Source organism: Streptomyces sp. NBC_00647, from assembly GCF_045207245.1.
GTDB lineage: Bacteria > Actinomycetota > Actinomycetes > Streptomycetales > Streptomycetaceae > Streptomyces.
In genome coordinates this window covers 5,120,824-5,137,250 of sequence record NZ_CP109040.1, presented here as the reverse complement: position 1 = coordinate 5,137,250, position 16,427 = coordinate 5,120,824, and the positions used below count along the sequence as shown (strand labels likewise).

Genomic DNA, 16,427 nt, shown 5'->3' with positions numbered 1-16,427 from the left:
GCGGCGGACCCGGCGGCCCGGAGACGAAAATGCCGACGGCCGCCCCTCCCCCGGATCTAGGGTGAGGATCATGCCCCCGGCCAAGAAGCGCGCCCGTACGTACGACTCCGCCAAGATCCGTGCCGCGGTTCTCGCGCAGTTCGGGAACGTAGGGGAAGGTGTCCGCGCCCTGAGCGAGGAGCAGTCGGCGCTCCCCACGCACCTCGGCGCGTGGACCGTGCGGGAGCTGGCCGCACACGTCACCCTGGCCGTCGAGTCCGTGAGCCGGAACCTCGGCCGGCCGGAGCCCGCCAGCAGGGAACTCGCGCTGCTCGACTGGCCGTTCGCCACCGCCGCGCGGGCCGGGGACATCGCCGACGACAGCCGCGATCTGGCGGAGCGGAACCCGGACCTCGACGCGCTGTACGCCCGTACCGGGCAGCGGATCACCGAGTGTCTGGCCACGGCCCCGGACGGACGGCTCCTCGCCACCCGCACCGGCGCCATGACCCTCGCCGACTACCTGGTCACCCGGACCGTGGAACTCGTCGTCCACACCGACGACCTGAACCGCGCGGTGCCGGGCCTCGACATCCCGTACGACCGCCAGGCCCTCGCAGCCTGCACCCGCTTGCTCGCCGACGCGATCGCCGTGAAGGCGCCCGGCGCGTCGACGGAGGTCAGGATCCCGCCGTACGCCGTCGTCCAGTGCGTGGAGGGGCCCCGGCACACCCGTGGCACCCCGCCGAACGTCGTCGAGACGGACCCGCTGACCTGGATCCGGCTCGCGACGGGACGTACGGAGTGGAAGGCGGCGCTGAACGACGCGAAGGTCAGTGCGAGCGGCGACCGCGCCGACCTGGGCGGACTGCTCCCTCTGATGGGCTGACCTCCCCCGTGGAGGCACCCCGTGCCCACACAGGCACCCGGGGGCGGCCCCGGCGGGGATTCCGGCCCGAGGGGAACCACCCCCTCACCCCTCCCGTCACATCGGCATGGACAAGCAGCGAACGACCCTCGGTGTCCTGACCCTGCTTCCCCTGGCCGTGGCGTGCGGCAGTCAGACGGCGGGGAGCGGTTCCGCCCGGACGGATGCGGCACCGGTGACCGGCGTCCACTGGACGGTCGACAGCCTCACCGTGGACGGAAAGACCGCGCGGGCACCGTCCGGCGCGTACCTGAAGATCGGGGAGGACGGTCGCGTCAGCGGCAACCTCGGCTGCAACGGGTTCGGTTCGAAGGCCACCCTCAAGGGTGATCGTGTCGAGTTCGGCGAGATCCAGACGACCGACATGGGCTGCGAGAAGGGCCCGATGAGCTTCGAGCGGAGCCTGAGCCGCATGTTCGCGGACGCGAGCGCGTTCACGACGAAGGCCGACGGCGACCGGCTGACTCTCACCGCCGACAGCGGCGACCGGATCGGCCTCACCAAGGAGCCGGACGCGCCCCTGCGAGGGACGAAGTGGACGGTCACGGCACTCGGTGACAAGAACGTGGCCCAGTCGCTCCCGAAGGGCACCGAGGCGTACTTCGTCCTCGGCGAGAACGGCACCTTCGACGGCCGGCTCGGCTGCAACCACGCGTCCGCCCAGGCCACCGTGCGCGACGGACATATCACCCTCGGCCCGGTCCGGACCACCCGCATGATGTGCCAAGGCTCACTCATGAGGACCGAGAAGTCGCTGCTGAAGCTCTTCGACGGCAAGGTCGACTACGACTTGGATCATCGTGGCATCACGCTGACCAGCGAAAACGGCACTGTCGTCAGTGCGGTGGCCGACGAGTGATCCACGAGGGCGCCGAATCCCCAATTCGGACCAGTGGTCGATCTCGCCTACACTCGGTGCCGTGCCACGTGGTGACGGTCGACTCAATCATGATCTGCTCCCCGGTGAGAAAGGCCCCCAGGACGCTTGCGGCGTCTTCGGTGTCTGGGCTCCGGGCGAAGAGGTCGCCAAGCTCACTTACTTCGGGCTCTACGCCCTCCAGCATCGGGGTCAGGAATCCGCGGGAATCGCGGTCAGCAACGGCTCCCAGATCCTCGTCTTCAAGGACATGGGCCTTGTGTCCCAGGTCTTCGACGAAACCTCGCTCGGTTCGCTCCAGGGTCATATCGCGGTCGGTCACGCCCGCTACTCGACCACCGGTGCGTCCGTGTGGGAGAACGCGCAGCCGACGTTCCGTGCCACCGCGCACGGTTCCATCGCGCTCGGTCACAACGGCAACCTCGTCAACACGGCGCAGCTCGCCGAGATGGTCGCCGACCTGCCCAAGCAGGAAGGCCGCACCACTCGTGTGGCGGCCACCAACGACACCGACCTGCTCACCGCGCTCCTCGCGGCCCAGGTCGACGACGACGGCAAGCCGCTGACCATCGAAGAGGCCTCCACAAAGGTCCTCCCGCAGGTCATGGGCGCCTTCAGCCTCGTCTTCATGAACGAGCACACCCTCTACGCCGCCCGTGACCCGCAGGGCATCCGCCCGCTGGTCCTCGGCCGCCTGGAGCGCGGCTGGGTGGTGGCCTCCGAGTCCGCCGCCCTCGACATCTGCGGCGCCAGCTATGTGCGCGAGATCGAGCCGGGCGAGTTCGTCGCCATCGACGAGAACGGCCTGCGGAGCTCTCGATTCGCGGAAGCGAAGCCCAAGGGCTGCATCTTCGAGTACGTCTATCTGGCCCGCCCGGACACGGACATCGCCGGTCGGAACGTGTACCTCTCGCGCGTCGAGATGGGCCGCAAACTCGCCAAGGAAGCCCCTGTGGAGGCCGACCTGGTGATAGCGACCCCGGAGTCCGGGACGCCCGCCGCGATCGGTTACGCGGAGGCCTCCGGCATCCCGTTCGGCGCCGGCCTGGTCAAGAACGCGTATGTGGGCCGGACCTTCATCCAGCCCTCGCAGACGATCCGCCAGCTCGGTATCCGCCTGAAGCTGAATCCGCTCAAGGAAGTCATCAAGGGCAAGCGCCTGGTCGTCGTCGACGACTCGATCGTGCGCGGCAACACCCAGCGCGCCCTGGTCCGGATGCTTCGTGAGGCGGGTGCCGCCGAGGTCCACATCCGGATCTCCTCGCCGCCCGTGAAGTGGCCCTGCTTCTTCGGCATCGACTTCGCGACCCGCGCCGAGCTGATCGCGAACGGCATGACCATCGAGGAGATCGGCACCTCGCTCGGCGCCGACTCCCTCTCGTACATCTCCATCGACGGGATGATCGAGGCCACCACGATCGACAAGCCGAACCTGTGCCGCGCCTGCTTCGACGGCGAGTACCCGATGGACCTTCCGGACCCCGAACTGCTCGGCAAGCAGCTCCTGGAGACCGAGCTGGCCGCGGGTCCCGCAGCCACGGCCGCGGCTGACGCCATCCGTCGCCCGTAGCGCCGCAGAGCCCCGTTTCACCAACCCGAAAGATCCCAGGCAATGTCTGAGACCAGTGCTTCCGGTGCGTCCTACGCGGCTGCCGGAGTCGACATCGAGGCGGGCGACCGCGCCGTAGAGCTGATGAAGGAGTGGGTGAAGAAGACGCAGCGCCCCGAGGTCCTCGGTGGCCTCGGCGGCTTCGCCGGCCTCTTCGACGCCTCCGCCCTCAAGCGTTTCGAGCGTCCGCTGCTCGCCTCCGCCACGGACGGCGTGGGCACCAAGGTGGACATCGCCCGCCAGCTGGGCGTGTACGACACGATCGGCCACGACCTCGTCGCGATGGTCATGGACGACATCGTGGTGTGCGGCGCCGAGCCGCTCTTCATGACCGACTACATCTGCGTGGGCAAGGTCCACCCGGAGCGTGTGGCGGCCATCGTGAAGGGCATCGCCGAGGGCTGTGTCCTCGCGGGCTGCGCCCTGGTGGGCGGCGAGACGGCCGAGCACCCCGGTCTGCTGGGTCCGGACGACTTCGACGTCGCGGGCGCCGGTACGGGCGTGGTCGAGGCCGACGAGCTGCTCGGCCCGGATCGCATCCGTAAGGGTGACGCGGTGATCGCCATGGCGGCCTCCGGTCTTCACTCGAACGGGTACTCGCTCGTCCGGCACGTCCTCTTCGACCGGGCGAACCTGAGCCTGGACCGGCACATCGAGGAGTTCGGCCGCACGCTCGGCGAGGAGCTCCTGGAGCCGACCAAGATCTACTCGCTGGACTGCCTGACGCTGACGAAGACCACCGCGGTGCACGCGTTCAGCCACATCACCGGAGGCGGTCTCGCGGCCAACCTGGCCCGTGTCGTCCCGGACGGTCTGCACGCCGTGGTCGACCGCGAGACCTGGACCCCGGCGCCGGTGTTCGACCTGGTCGGCAGGACGGGCGGAGTCGAGCGCCTGGAGCTGGAGAAGACGCTGAACATGGGCGTCGGCATGATGGCGATCGTCCCCGAGGAATCGGCCGAGGTCGCCCTCGCCACCCTCGCGGACCGCGGAGTGGACGCCTGGATCGCCGGTGAGATCACCGAGCGCGGCGACCACGCGACGGGCGCGGCGCTCATCGGTGACTACGCGGGCTGAAGCCCCTGAGGCAGCACGAAACCCGGTCCGGTGGTGAAACCCCGGACCGGGTGAGGTGCAGTCGCTACGAGAAATACGCCAGGCGAGATCTACCAGAAACCCACGGCAGGAGATCCGCTACGAAGAAGAGGTCGCGGAAACTGCGAGGGACGCTGTTGCGTCAAGCGCCGCGACGTTGCGACTGGGGACCGGACTGGTCGTCCTCGTCCTCGTCGTCGTCGTTGTAGAGATCCGCGTACTGTGCGTACGGGTCGTCTTCCTCGTCGTCGTCCTCGAACGGCTCGCCATTCGGCGGCTGGCTCGAAGTCGAAGCGCCCAGCTCATTGGCCAGACGCGAGAGGTCAGTCCCGCCGCTGCTGTACTTCAGCTGGCGGGCGACCTTCGTCTGCTTGGCCTTTGCCCGGCCGCGCCCCATGGCTCGACCCCCTCGGATACGGGGCTCGACGGCCCCAGAGTCTTGACACGCGTTCATGATCTGGAACGGACTCTCCGTGGAGAGACCGGTCCGTAGGGCTTCCACGGTACCTGAGCCCGCGCCCATACGGTACGTCGCCCGCAGCACGCGCCTTCACCCAGAACCCGCGAGGTGCCCTGTCCTCGCTGGTCAACCGCGATTTTAACCTCTTCTCGGCGTACGACCCGCCGACAGACGTGAGAGTTCTCTCCCAACCGGCCGTCGGCGGGTCCCTGACAAGCAGGTATGGCCTCGGAAGGCGTCAGTGACGCCGTGCCTCCGCCATCCGCTGCTCGGCGATCCGGTCGGCCGCCGCGGCCGGCGGAATCCCGTCCTGCTTCGCACGTGCGAATATGGCCAGCGTGGTGTCGAAGATCTTCGACGCCTTGGCCTTGCACCGGTCGAAGTCGAAGCCGTGCAGTTCGTCGGCGACCTGGATGACCCCGCCGGCGTTCACCACGTAGTCGGGGGCGTACAGGATGCCGCGGTCCGCGAGGTCCTTCTCCACGCCCGGGTGCGCCAGCTGGTTGTTGGCGGCACCGCACACGATCCTGGCGGTGAGCACCGGCACGGAGTCGTCGTTGAGCGCTCCGCCCAGCGCGCACGGCGCGTAGATGTCGAGGCCCTCGGTGCGGATGAGTGCCTCGGTGTCCGCGACGGCGGTCACGCCGGACGGGTGCCGGTCCAGAATCCGCCGCACCGAGTCGGCGCGTACGTCCGTGATCACGACCTCGGCGCCGTCCGCGCGCAGGTGATCGACCAGGTGGTGGCCCACCTTGCCGACGCCGGCGACGCCGACCTTGCGGCCGCGCAGCGTCGGGTCGCCCCACAGGTGCTGGGCGGAGGCCCGCATGCCCTGGAAGACACCGAAGGCGGTCAGGACCGACGAGTCGCCCGCGCCGCCGTTCTCCGGGGAGCGGCCGGTCGTCCAGCGGCACTCGCGCGCCACGACGTCCATGTCGGCGACGTACGTGCCGACGTCGCACGCGGTGACGTACCGGCCGCCGAGCGAGGCGACGAACCGGCCGTACGCGAGGAGCAGCTCCTCGGACTTGATCTGCTCGGGGTCGCCGATGATGACGGCCTTGCCGCCGCCGTGGTCGAGTCCGGCCATGGCGTTCTTGTACGACATCCCGCGCGCGAGGTTGAGGGCGTCGGCGACGGCCTCCTGCTCACTCGCGTACGGATAGAAGCGCGTGCCGCCCAGGGCCGGGCCCAGGGCGGTGGAGTGGATGGCGATGACGGCCTTGAGGCCGCTGGCGCGGTCCTGGCAGAGCACGACTTGCTCATGACCACCCTGGTCCGAATGGAACAGGGTGTGCAGTACATCAGCAGGCGCGCCGGTTACGTCGGTCACTGTGGTGACTCCCAGGTAAAAAGCGGCGGTTGGGTGCGGGGCCCGTGCGGATGGCGGGCTCCGTGGGAATGAGACTAGAGCCTGCGCCGATCCGCCTTCGGCGCAGTGTTCAGGATCACCCATGGGCGGGGTACAGCCATGGTTCGATTTGCATAGATTTCTCTTCAGGTTATGAGCGGTTCTCGCTGGTTTTCCCGGTGGTCGACGGGGGAGGGAGCAGGCGTGCCCAAGGTGTCCGCGGTGATCGTCCCGTACGCGTCGTATCTGCGCGTGTACGAGCCACTGGCCGCGTTCCCGGAGTCCGAGCGCGCCCACTGGACGCGCTACGCCCGGCGCACCGAGCGCCCCTCCTACCAGGACGAACTGCGTCGCTCGCTGGCGGACTTGCTGCCCACCCCGCCGGTCCCCGTACCGGTGCACGAGAGCGGCGACGCGTTCGTGGCCGAGATCGACGGGGTGGTGTGCGTCTGCCCGTGGCGCACCCGGCTGCGCGGCTGGCAGGCCCTGGACGAGCTGGGCGAGGAGCTCCCGGCGTCCGTCCTCGACGCGGTCCTGCCGCCGCTGGTCCGCCGTCAGGCCGTGCTGGACTACGAGCGCTGGCTGGCCCGCAACCCGGACGCCCGCCCGTGGATCCGCACCTCGACCTGGCAGGTGCCGCTGAACTGGTTCGTGCTCGTCACCGACGAGGAGCGGGAGTACGAGAAGGGGACCGGCCCCGGTGGGGCCGCGCCGCTGCTGCGCTACCGGACACCGATGGTGCAGGCGCGGCGGCGCACGGCGCGGGCCCTGAGGACACTCAGGGACGCGCTGGACGAGGGTCCGCTCATCGAGGGCCTGGTGGACGTGGGGCGCTGGCTCGAGGAGTTCCATCCGCGCTCGCTGGTCGAGCTGGACTACGGCGGGCTCGTGCACGTGCTGCCCGCGGGGCACCTCGAGGGCGACCACTCCGCCGCGGATGTCGCCGAGGGCATCGAGGCGCTGCGCACCGGGGACGGGGCGACGGCGGGCGAGGCGTACGGGCGGCTGGTGGAGCGCTGGCGGTCGGTCAGGGAGCGGCGTTCGTCGAACTGAGGCGGGGCCGCCGGCGAGCGGGCCGGGCGGGGCTCCTCCGGGTTGGTTCGCGTGGGGCGGACGTGGCTCCTGGGTCCGAAGTCCAGTGTGATCTGCTTCTCACTGGTTCCGGGTCGAACTCGCGTATGGTCCTCACACGCTGAAGAACCCTCACGTCCAGGACGTAGGTCCCGATCCGGGCTTATGCGTCAACGGGTGTCAAGCGTGATGGATGGCACTTACCTGGCTCTTGCATCGCTTGCCCCTCCTCGTGCCAAAATAGGACAAGGAGTCCGGGGGAGGGCTCTCTCCGCCCACGTATGGGTGGAATCTCAGCATTGCACGCTATGGGGGGTCTGATGACTCCTGATCGCCCTGTGACTGATCGTCACAGCGGCGTGACTGTCCGCTATGGCATGGTCCATCGGCTTCCGTCGCTGATGAACACCTGGGAGGGCAATTCCATCGGTTTGGCCGACGCGGCTGGACGGATGGTGTAGTTGTAGTGCCGAGGACAAGCCGTTCGTCCTATAACCGACTCGACTCGCGTCCGCCATTTCGGGCAACGCGGGTCAAGGTGCAGAATTTAGAGGAAAGAACCGAGAAGGTTCGGTTCTCCCGAGGAGGCCGCTCATGACCGCTCGCACCCCTGATGCCGAGCCGCTGCTGACCCCGGCTGAGGTCGCCACGATGTTCCGCGTCGACCCCAAGACGGTCACGCGGTGGGCGAAGGCCGGCAAGCTTACGTCCATCCGCACGCTCGGCGGGCATCGCCGTTACCGCGAGGCTGAGGTCCGCGCACTGCTCGCGGGTATCCCGCAGCAGCGCAGCGAAGCCTGAACCATCGCATAACCGGACAATTCGACGGATCCCCCAACCCGTCGAGGCGTCCACACCACAGCTCCAAGCGACGCGGGTTCTGCCCCAACAGAGCTCACGCCCAAGTTTTATTGCCACTTGAACAGGGTGCGTCGTAGATCGCGCTGGACTCCGCCGGGTCCAGCGCGATCTTTTTTGTGCGGTCTCCACGTCTGGTCGACCGGCCTGTGAGCGGCCTTGTCGGAGTCTGGGGGCGGGTGTCGGATCGGCTGTGGATACCCTCGACGAGTGGTGCAATTGCACATATTAAATTGACTGGTTGTAGGAGAGGGGTAAGTTCCGCACTTCTGAAAACATATGCGGTGACTCCCGTCACATGCCACAGTCCTTGTCGCACGCGAGCCTTCTGCGCTAGAGGAGTTGGGGTTGCGTGCCGTCGGATCGCGGCAGTGCGCGCAGCGGGTGGCGCGCGTGCCCGCGGCCCTCGGTCACGCCGTGGAGGGGCTCTCGTCCTCCGGAGCGCCCTCGGGGTCCTGTTCGTCGTGCGGGGAGGGTTCCATGGCCAGCCGCAGGAGCTGATGGCAGATCGGACAGTGCCGCGTCAGGTGGCGGTACCCGGAGGCGGCCGCCAGATGGGCTCGGAGCAGAGCCCGGGTCTCGTGCCGAGCGGACACCGCCATATGCACCTCCAGAGGGCCGGCAGGGCGAGAGCCCTGGTTTCCGGGGTACCTGCGGAATGTGACGCCGTCAAGGGACGGGAACGGGCCTCCGGAGCACCTCCTGAGGCCCTGGCGGCCGCACAACGGCCGGTGCGCGCACGCGATGGGCCGGGACGGGGCGCACGGCGGTGAGCTCGTACGCGAGGGGAAACGCACTTGGCGGTCAGGGCGCACCCGGCGCTCCGGGAGCAGGCATGCGAAAAGGCCCGGAGCCGAAGCTCCGGGCCTTTCCTCACGCGGTCCTGACGGGATTTGAACCCGCGGCCTCCACCTTGACAGGGTGGCGAGCACTCCAAACTGCTCCACAGGACCTGGTTTCGCAGCGACTTGTTCTTGCGCTGTGCTGCGAAATGAGACTGTACAGGAGGGCGGGCCCAGGGTCGAACTCACCGCCCGTGCGGACGCCGTTACGGGACAGCGGCGTCGATCGCCTTCACGATCCGCTTGTCGGAGACGGGGTACGCCGTGCCCAGCGCGTGGGCGAAATAGCTGACCCGGAGCTCCTCGATCATCCAGCGGATGTCCAGGACCGACGAGGGCACCGGCCGGCCCTGCGGCAGCTGTTCCAGGAGCCAGGCGTACTCGTCCTGCATCTCGTGGACCTTCTCCATGCGGGTGGTGTCCCGCTGGACACTGGTCGGCATCTGCTGGAGGCGGCGGTCCGCAGCGACCAGATAGCGCATCAGGTCCGGCAGGCGCCGCAGTCCGGTAGCCGTGACGAAACCGGGCTTCACCAGGGCGTCCAGCTGCCCCCGCACGTCCGTGAGGTTCGCGAGCAGGGTCGGGCTCTTGACCGCCTTCAGGCGGCGCTCACAGGCCTGCCAGGCGGCGAGCACCTGCTGCACCTGCCCGACCGTGCGCACGGTCGTGTCGACGATCTCGGCACGCACCTTGTCGTACAGCTTCCGGTAGGACTCCTCGTCCCACGCCGGGCCGCCGAAGTCCGCGATGAGCTTGTCCGCGGCGGCCATCGCGCAGTCGTCGAAGAGAGCCTGGACCGAACCGTGCGGGTTCGCGGACAGGGCGAGCTTCTGGGCGTTGGTGAGCTTGTCCGAGGCGAACTTGCCAGGGTTCACCGGGATGTTCCGCAGGATCAGCCGACGGGTGCCCTTCCACATGGCCTCGGCCTGCTCGGCCTCGGTGTCGAAGAGCTGTACGGAGACGGTGTTCGCCGCCGGTCCGTCGTCGACCAGTGCCGGGTACGCCTTCACCGGCTGGCCCGCCCGGCGTGTCTCGAAGAGGCGGCTGAGCGAGCCGATCGTCCACTCCGTCAGCCCCGTGCGTTCCAGGGACTCGCCGCCCTCGCGCTCGGCCGTCGCCGCGGCGGCCTGCGAGATCGCCTGGCGCGCCTTGGGCTTCAGCCGGAGCTGGAGGGCTTCCAGGTCCTTGTCCTCGGCGAGCTTGCGGCGTCGCTCGTCGACGATCCGGAAAGTGACCTTCAGATGGTCGGGCAGCCGTGACCAGTCGAAGTCGTCGGCGGTCAGCGGGACTCCGACCATGCGCTTGAGCTCGCGCGCCATGGTCAGCGTCAGCGGTTCCTGGAGCGGTACCGCCCGCTCCAGGAACTTCTGGGCGAAGTTGGGGGCGGGAACGTAGTTCCGCCGGATCGGCTTCGGGAGGGAACGGATCAGCTCCGTCACCACTTCCTCCCGCAGCCCCGGGATCTGCCAGTCGAAGCCCTCGTCCGTGACCTGGTTCAGGACCTGGAGCGGGATGTGGACGGTCACGCCGTCCGCGTCCGCACCCGGCTCGAACTGGTAGGTCACCCGGAACTTCAGCCGCCCCTGGAGCCAGGAGTCGGGGTAGTCGTCCTTCGACACCGCCCCGGCGCGGTCGTTGATGAGCATCGAGCGCTCGAAGTCGAGGAGTTCGGGCTCCTCGTGGCGCTTGTGCTTCCACCAGGAGTCGAAGTGCGCCCCGGACACGACGTGTTCGGGCACCCGCTGGTCGTAGAAGTCGTACAGGGTCTCGTCGTCGACCAGGATGTCCCGGCGGCGGGCGCGGTGCTCCAGCTCCTCGACCTCGGTGAGGAGCTTGCGGTTGTCGGCGAAGAACTTGTGGTGCGTACGCCAGTCACCCTCGACGAGCGCGTTGCGGATGAACAGCTCCCGGCTGGCCTCCGGATCGATCCGCCCGTAGTTGACCTTCCGCTGCGCGACGATCGGTACGCCGTACAGCGTGACCTTCTCGTACGCCATCACGGCGGCCTGGTCCTTCTCCCAGTGCGGTTCGCTGTACGTCCGCTTGAGGAGATGGCCGGCCAGCGGCTCGACCCACTCCGGCTCGATCCTGGCGTTGACGCGCGCCCAGAGCCGCGAGGTCTCGACCAGCTCGGCGGACATCACGAAACGCGGGGGCTTCTTGAAGAGCGCCGAGCCCGGGAAGATCGCGAACTTGGCGCTGCGCGCGCCCAGGTACTCGTTCTTCCCCGTGCTCCTGCCGCTCTCCCCGCCGGTCTCCTTCACGTCCTTCATGCCGACGTGCGAGAGCAGACCGGCGAGCAGCGACACATGGACGCTCTGCTCGGGCGCGTCCTCCTCGTTGAGGGGGATGCCCATCTGCTTGGCGACGGTCCGCAGCTGGCTGTAGATGTCCTGCCATTCGCGGATGCGCAGGAAGTTCAGGTACTCCTGCTTGCACATCCGGCGGAACGCGGACGAGCCGCGCTCCTTCTGCTGCTCGCGGATGTAGCGCCACAGGTTGAGGAAGGCGAGGAAGTCGGACGTCTCGTCCTTGAAGCGGGCGTGCTGCTGGTCGGCCTGCGCCTGCTTCTCGGAGGGCCGCTCGCGCGGGTCCTGGATGGAGAGCGCCGCCGCGATCACCATGACCTCGCGCGCACAGCCGTTCTTCTCGGCCTCCAGGACCATCCGGGCGAGCCGGGGGTCCACGGGCAGCTGGGCGAGCTTGCGGCCGGTCGGCGTGAGCCGCTTGCGGACGTCCCTCTCCGTCGGGTCCAGAGCGTTCAGTTCCTGGAGGAGCTGGACGCCGTCGCGGATGTTGCGGTGGTCCGGCGGGTCGATGAACGGGAACTTCTCGATGTCGCCGAGCCCGGCCGCGGTCATCTGGAGGATGACGGAGGCGAGGTTCGTCCGGAGGATCTCGGCGTCGGTGAACTCCGGGCGGGCGAGGAAGTCGTCCTCGGAGTACAGCCGGATGCAGATGCCGTCGGACGTACGGCCGCAGCGGCCCTTGCGCTGATTGGCGCTGGCCTGCGAGACGGGCTCGATGGGCAGCCGCTGCACCTTCGTGCGGTGGCTGTACCGCGAGATGCGCGCGGTGCCCGGGTCGATGACGTACTTGATGCCCGGGACGGTCAGGGAGGTCTCGGCGACGTTGGTCGCCAGAACGATCCTGCGGCCGGTGTGCTGCTGGAAGACGCGGTGCTGCTCGGCGTGCGAGAGCCGTGCGTACAGGGGCAGCACTTCGGTGAAGCGGTAGTTCTTCTTCGTCAGCGCGTCGGCCGTGTCGCGGATCTCGCGCTCGCCCGACAGGAAGACGAGGATGTCCCCCTTGCCCTCGGCCTGGAGCTCCTCGACGGCGTCGCAGATCGCGGTGATCTGGTCGCGGTCCGCGTCCTCGGAGTCCTCCTCCAGGAGCGGCCGGTAACGCACCTCCACGGGATACGTCCGCCCGCTGACCTCGACGATCGGGGCGTCGCCGAAATGCCGGGAGAAGCGATCCGGGTCGATGGTCGCGGAGGTGATCACGACCTTGAGGTCGGGCCGCTTGGGCAGCAGCTGGGCGAGGTAGCCGAGCAGGAAGTCGATGTTGAGGGACCGCTCGTGGGCCTCGTCGATGATGATCGTGTCGTACGCGCGCAGCTCGCGGTCCGTCTGGATCTCGGCGAGCAGGATGCCGTCCGTCATGAGCTTGACGAAGGTGGCGTCCGGATTCACCTGATCGGTGAAGCGGACCTTCCACCCGACGGCCTCGCCGAGCGGCGTGTCCAGCTCGTCGGCCACCCGCTCGGCGACCGTACGGGCGGCGATACGACGGGGCTGGGTGTGCCCGATCATGCCGCGGACGCCCCGGCCCAGCTCCATACAGATCTTCGGGATCTGCGTGGTCTTGCCGGACCCGGTCTCACCGGCGACGATCACGACCTGGTGATCACGGATGGCGTCCGCGATCACGTCCTTCTTCTGGCTGACCGGCAGCTGCTCGGGATAGGTGACGGCGGGTACGCGGGCGCGGCGCTCGGCCATGCGGACCTCGCCCTTGGCGACCTCCGCCTCGATCTCGGCGAACACGGCGGAGCGGGCCTCGGGCTTGCGGATCTTGCGCGCGCCTTCGAGCCTGCGCCCGAGCCGGTGCGCGTCGCGCAGGGACAGCTGGGCCAGACGGGCGGCGAGATCGCCGAGGGCGGGGGCGGGGTGCGTAGACATACGCGGTCCAGGATCTCACCTCGGCGAAATGACTGGCGAACGCTTTTGCGCGCCCCGGCCGTCCGGCCCCGCCCGCACCGCCTTCCGGACCCCGCGGGACGGCTCGGCGGCGGGTCCCCGGGGGCGTCGCCGGCCCTCGGTGCAGCGGCCTCTCGGGGGAACTACTCCCGGGGCGGGGACTCGCGGTGAGCCATGGCCTTGGCGGTGTTCGAGACCGCCTTGATGCCCAGGTAGGCCGTGGTCGTGCTGCTCACAGCGGTGAAGGCGGCGGTCAGCACGCCTACGGTCACCGCCTTGTCGCCGTGCAGCTGCCAGACCCCGAAGATCGTGACGCCGACGATCGCGAGGTTGCTCATGACGACCGCCGTCAGCCCGTAGCGGGCGCGGTAGCGCTCCAGATCCAGTTCGCGCATCGGCTTCGACCTGTCACCGTTCAACACCACTCGTTCCCCCGCCCGAGACACCCGCGTCCGCCGGCCAGAACGTAGCGCCGTGCACGGGACATGCCAAGTCGAGGACGAGTGGACGCCTGGAGCGCACACGGAAAAGGCCCCGATCCGAAGATCGAGGCCTTTGCTGTGGCTGGGGCCGGGGTCGAACCGGCGACCTATCGCTTTTCAGGCGATCGCTCGTACCAACTGAGCTACCCAGCCACGAGGTTTCCGGGGAAACCTCAGCGGTCCTGACGGGATTTGAACCCGCGGCCTCCACCTTGACAGGGTGGCGAGCACTCCAAACTGCTCCACAGGACCAAGCTGTTGCGTGCGACGTGTAACCAGTGTCTCACACGGTGTTGCGTACCCCCAACGGGATTCGAACCCGTGCTACCGCCTTGAAAGGGCGGCGTCCTAGGCCGCTAGACGATGAGGGCGAGCCAGTACCGCTCTGCTTCGTCTTCGCGTTCCCGAAGGGACGTGAGAAGCATGTGACTTCACTTTCCCCCGAAGGGTTCCGCTTTTCCTTCGCTTCGACAGAAGCTCGGGACGGTCAAGCCCTGACCGGCGCCCTTGGGCACGAACAGACTGTACTACGTGGCCCGGACGTGGACCAAACCAGATAGGAAGGGGGGCTCAGGGCCGGTTCTCCTCGGGGAGATGGCGGCTGATCTCGGCCGTCGTGAGGCCGAGACCGCCCAGCTTGATCTCGTCCCAGGCCTGGAGATGACGGGTGTCCCGGTCGAAGTAGAGGACCGAGGCCTCGATCGGGTCCGGGTACTGGCCCTCGACGGCGCGCAGCCCGCTGCCTCCGGTCGAGCCCTCGACGCGCAGCCTGGTCCCGTACTTCATGACCTCCATGTCCTCGTGGTGCAGATGGCCGGCCAGCGCCAGGGGCGCCACGCCGTCCGTCCCGCGGGCTGCCGACGGTTCGTGGGCGACGGCGATGTCGACCGGGGTGCCGGCGGCCCGCTGGTCGCGCAGGGCCGAGGCCAGGCGGGCGCCCGCGAGGTCCTCCGCCGCGTCGCCACCCGGCGTGTTCGAGCGGTCCGGGGTGAACTGCGGGTCGCCGATGCCGGCGAAACGCAGGCCCGCGATCGTGACCGCCCGGCCGTCGTCGAGGACGTGCACGTTCTTCATGCGCCGCAGGTACTTCTGTGTCTCGCGCGAGTCGTGGTTGCCGCGGACCCAGACGTACGGGGCGCCCAGGTCCGGGATCGGGTCCAGGAAGCCGTTCTCGGCCGCCGAGCCGTGGTCCATGGTGTCGCCGGAGTCGACGATCACGTCGATGGCGTACTGCTGGACGAGCGAGGAGATGATCTTCCAGCTCGCCGGGTTCAGATGGATGTCGGAGACGTGCAGGACCCGGATCGTGGTCGGGTCGGGCTGGTAGACGGGAAGGGTGGACGTGACGTCGTACAGCTTCGTCACGTTCCGCACCAGGCGCGCCAACTCCTTCTGGTAGACGTCGAATTCGCTGACGATGTTGCGGGCGTCGCCGACCAGGGAGGGCGCGGAGGAGAGCAGCCCGGAGTACTTCGGCTCCAGGACCGACTTGGGGTTCCAGGTGGCGAAGGCCGTCGCTCCCGAGGTGGCCAGCAGGGCGAGGGCGAGGCCGCCGGCGGTGAGGGCCCGGCGCGGGCGGCGGTAGACCGCGAGGCCGAGGGCGGTGGCGCCGGCGACCACCGCTATGCAGGAGCGGACGGCCAGGTCGAGGGTGCCGTGCTCGACGTCCCGCGTCACCTCGTCCTGGAGGCCGGAGAGGCGCTCCGGGTGGTCAACGAGGGCCTGGGAGCGTTCCGGGTCGAGCTGGTCCACGTCGACGTCGAGGCGCAGCGGGGCCTCGTGGCTGCGCAGTTCGAGTGCGCCGAGCGGGGAGATGTTGATCTTCGTGCCGCCGGTGAGCGAGGGGCGCAGGGTCATGGTGGTGTTCATGGGGCCGACCGGGACGCGGACGTTGCCCACGACCAGCAGTCCCAGCCAGGCGCCGAGCAGCACCACGCACAGAAGTCCGAAGGCGCGGGCGTACGGGTTCGGCCGGGGTGCGAGCTCCAGCACCGGGCGCTTGCGCCGGCCGTGGCGGCGGCGGGCGAGGGTGTGCAGCGCCGGGCGGGCGCGGTCGGTCAGGCGGCGGACGGCGGCGGTTGCGGCAACGGGGACGCGGACCATTGGTCCCGTATGCCCAAGTGCCGGGCCGGGTATGCGGGCGCCCCGCCGCCGTGCCGGGCGGGTGTCGGTCAGCCCCAGCCCAGCTCGTGCAGCCGCTCGTCGTCGATACCGAAATGGTGGGCGACCTCGTGGATCACGGTCACGGCGACCTCGTGGACCACGGCGTCCGGGGTCTCGCACATGCGCAGGGTGGGGCCCATGTAGATCGAGATGCGGTCGGGGAGCACGCCCGCGTACCACTCTCCGCGGTCGGTGAGCGGCGTGCCTTCGTAGAGGCCCAGCAGTTCGGGGTCGTCGGCCGGGGGCTCGTCCTCGACGAACACGGCGACGTTGTCCATGACCCGGGTCAGCTCGGGCGGGATCTGGTCGAGGGCCTGGCTCACGAGCTCTTCGAAGGTTTCGCGCGTCATCTCCAGCACAAGGCCATTGTCAGGGACGGCACGCTCCCGGCGGAGACCCGCGGAGACCCGCGGAGGCTCCCGAAGGGCCGGATCGGGCCGGGCGCGACCGCGAGCGACCGGCCTCCTGCCCCACATGGGGTGTCTCATACCAGTTCCGGAGTGTTCTAGC

Annotated in this window: 13 protein-coding genes and 4 tRNA genes; 6 read left to right on the top strand and 11 right to left on the bottom strand. The window is 68.9% G+C overall.

Going from position 1 to position 16,427, the window contains the following annotated elements; all coding sequences use genetic code 11:
• The first annotated feature begins 70 nt into the window (after window positions 1-70).
• The 4 genes from OG788_RS22485 to purM all read left to right on the top strand — a co-directional run bounded on the left by OG788_RS22485 (window position 71) and on the right by purM (window position 4,470).
• A complete protein-coding gene (locus OG788_RS22485) occupies window positions 71-868 on the top strand; it encodes a sterol carrier family protein (RefSeq protein ID WP_406373015.1) in 798 nt (265 codons plus the stop codon).
• 106 nt (window positions 869-974) lie between these two features.
• Window positions 975-1,766, top strand: coding sequence for an META domain-containing protein (locus tag OG788_RS22480; RefSeq protein WP_406373014.1), 792 nt, complete (start codon window positions 975-977; stop codon window positions 1,764-1,766).
• A gap of 61 nt (window positions 1,767-1,827) precedes the next feature.
• A complete protein-coding gene (purF, locus tag OG788_RS22475; RefSeq protein ID WP_356753173.1) occupies window positions 1,828-3,354 on the top strand; it encodes an amidophosphoribosyltransferase in 1,527 nt (508 codons plus the stop codon).
• Between the two features lie 42 nt (window positions 3,355-3,396).
• Entirely contained in the window at window positions 3,397-4,470 is a 1,074-nt protein-coding gene (purM, locus tag OG788_RS22470; protein WP_351548688.1) for a phosphoribosylformylglycinamidine cyclo-ligase, read from the top strand.
• Between the two features lie 160 nt (window positions 4,471-4,630).
• Here the strand turns inward: purM and OG788_RS22465 are convergent, their stop codons facing one another.
• Window positions 4,631-4,885, bottom strand: coding sequence for a DUF3073 domain-containing protein (locus OG788_RS22465; RefSeq protein WP_037615441.1), 255 nt, complete (start codon window positions 4,883-4,885; stop codon window positions 4,631-4,633).
• Between the two features lie 301 nt (window positions 4,886-5,186).
• Entirely contained in the window at window positions 5,187-6,281 is a 1,095-nt protein-coding gene (locus tag OG788_RS22460; protein WP_351548691.1) for a Glu/Leu/Phe/Val dehydrogenase dimerization domain-containing protein, read from the bottom strand.
• A 222-nt stretch (window positions 6,282-6,503) separates the two neighbouring features.
• Between OG788_RS22460 and OG788_RS22455 the strand changes: the two genes are divergently transcribed.
• Window positions 6,504-7,352: a hypothetical protein gene (locus tag OG788_RS22455; RefSeq protein WP_406373013.1), complete on the top strand. Its 849-nt coding sequence runs from the start codon at window positions 6,504-6,506 to the stop codon at window positions 7,350-7,352.
• Between the two features lie 612 nt (window positions 7,353-7,964).
• Entirely contained in the window at window positions 7,965-8,171 is a 207-nt protein-coding gene (gene bldC, locus OG788_RS22450; protein WP_003949541.1) for a developmental transcriptional regulator BldC, read from the top strand.
• A 467-nt stretch (window positions 8,172-8,638) separates the two neighbouring features.
• On the opposite strand, the gene OG788_RS22445 is transcribed toward bldC, so the two are convergent.
• From OG788_RS22445 to OG788_RS22405, 9 genes are all read right to left on the bottom strand, one after another.
• Window positions 8,639-8,830 (bottom strand): DUF6274 family protein, encoded by a 192-nt coding sequence (locus tag OG788_RS22445; protein ID WP_351548697.1) that lies wholly within the window; start codon window positions 8,828-8,830, stop codon window positions 8,639-8,641.
• 276 nt (window positions 8,831-9,106) lie between these two features.
• Window positions 9,107-9,181 (bottom strand) — tRNA-Asp (locus OG788_RS22440).
• A 95-nt stretch (window positions 9,182-9,276) separates the two neighbouring features.
• On the bottom strand, window positions 9,277-13,254 hold the full coding sequence (gene hrpA, locus OG788_RS22435; RefSeq protein ID WP_406373012.1) for an ATP-dependent RNA helicase HrpA: 3,978 nt from the start codon (window positions 13,252-13,254) through the stop codon (window positions 9,277-9,279).
• Window positions 13,255-13,415: 161 nt separating this feature from the next.
• On the bottom strand, window positions 13,416-13,667 hold the full coding sequence (locus OG788_RS22430; protein ID WP_351548702.1) for a hypothetical protein: 252 nt from the start codon (window positions 13,665-13,667) through the stop codon (window positions 13,416-13,418).
• A 166-nt stretch (window positions 13,668-13,833) separates the two neighbouring features.
• Window positions 13,834-13,907: transfer RNA gene (locus OG788_RS22425), tRNA-Phe, on the bottom strand.
• A 24-nt stretch (window positions 13,908-13,931) separates the two neighbouring features.
• Window positions 13,932-14,006, bottom strand: a tRNA-Asp gene (locus tag OG788_RS22420).
• A 46-nt stretch (window positions 14,007-14,052) separates the two neighbouring features.
• Window positions 14,053-14,125 (bottom strand) — tRNA-Glu (locus OG788_RS22415).
• Window positions 14,126-14,324: 199 nt separating this feature from the next.
• Window positions 14,325-15,857 (bottom strand): metallophosphoesterase, encoded by a 1,533-nt coding sequence (locus tag OG788_RS22410; protein ID WP_406373010.1) that lies wholly within the window; start codon window positions 15,855-15,857, stop codon window positions 14,325-14,327.
• Between the two features lie 68 nt (window positions 15,858-15,925).
• Window positions 15,926-16,276 carry a metallopeptidase family protein gene (locus OG788_RS22405; RefSeq protein WP_356753162.1) on the bottom strand — a complete coding sequence of 117 codons (351 nt, stop codon included), beginning with the start codon at window positions 16,274-16,276 and terminating at the stop codon, window positions 15,926-15,928.
• Window positions 16,277-16,427: the final 151 nt, after the last annotated feature.

What these genes read in the sequence shown, in the direction of transcription:
- bldC (WP_003949541.1), top strand. Translation starts at nt 7,965, where the DNA reads ATGACCGCTCGCACCCCTGATGCCGAGCCGCTGCTGACCCCGGCTGAG.
- OG788_RS22485 (WP_406373015.1), top strand. Translation starts at nt 71, where the DNA reads ATGCCCCCGGCCAAGAAGCGCGCCCGTACGTACGACTCCGCCAAGATC.
- OG788_RS22430 (WP_351548702.1), bottom strand. Translation starts at nt 13,667, where the DNA reads ATGCGCGAACTGGATCTGGAGCGCTACCGCGCCCGCTACGGGCTGACG.
- OG788_RS22465 (WP_037615441.1), bottom strand. Translation starts at nt 4,885, where the DNA reads ATGGGGCGCGGCCGGGCAAAGGCCAAGCAGACGAAGGTCGCCCGCCAG.
- OG788_RS22480 (WP_406373014.1), top strand. Translation starts at nt 975, where the DNA reads ATGGACAAGCAGCGAACGACCCTCGGTGTCCTGACCCTGCTTCCCCTG.
- OG788_RS22445 (WP_351548697.1), bottom strand. Translation starts at nt 8,830, where the DNA reads ATGGCGGTGTCCGCTCGGCACGAGACCCGGGCTCTGCTCCGAGCCCAT.
- purM (WP_351548688.1), top strand. Translation starts at nt 3,397, where the DNA reads ATGTCTGAGACCAGTGCTTCCGGTGCGTCCTACGCGGCTGCCGGAGTC.
- hrpA (WP_406373012.1), bottom strand. Translation starts at nt 13,254, where the DNA reads ATGTCTACGCACCCCGCCCCCGCCCTCGGCGATCTCGCCGCCCGTCTG.
- OG788_RS22410 (WP_406373010.1), bottom strand. Translation starts at nt 15,857, where the DNA reads ATGGTCCGCGTCCCCGTTGCCGCAACCGCCGCCGTCCGCCGCCTGACC.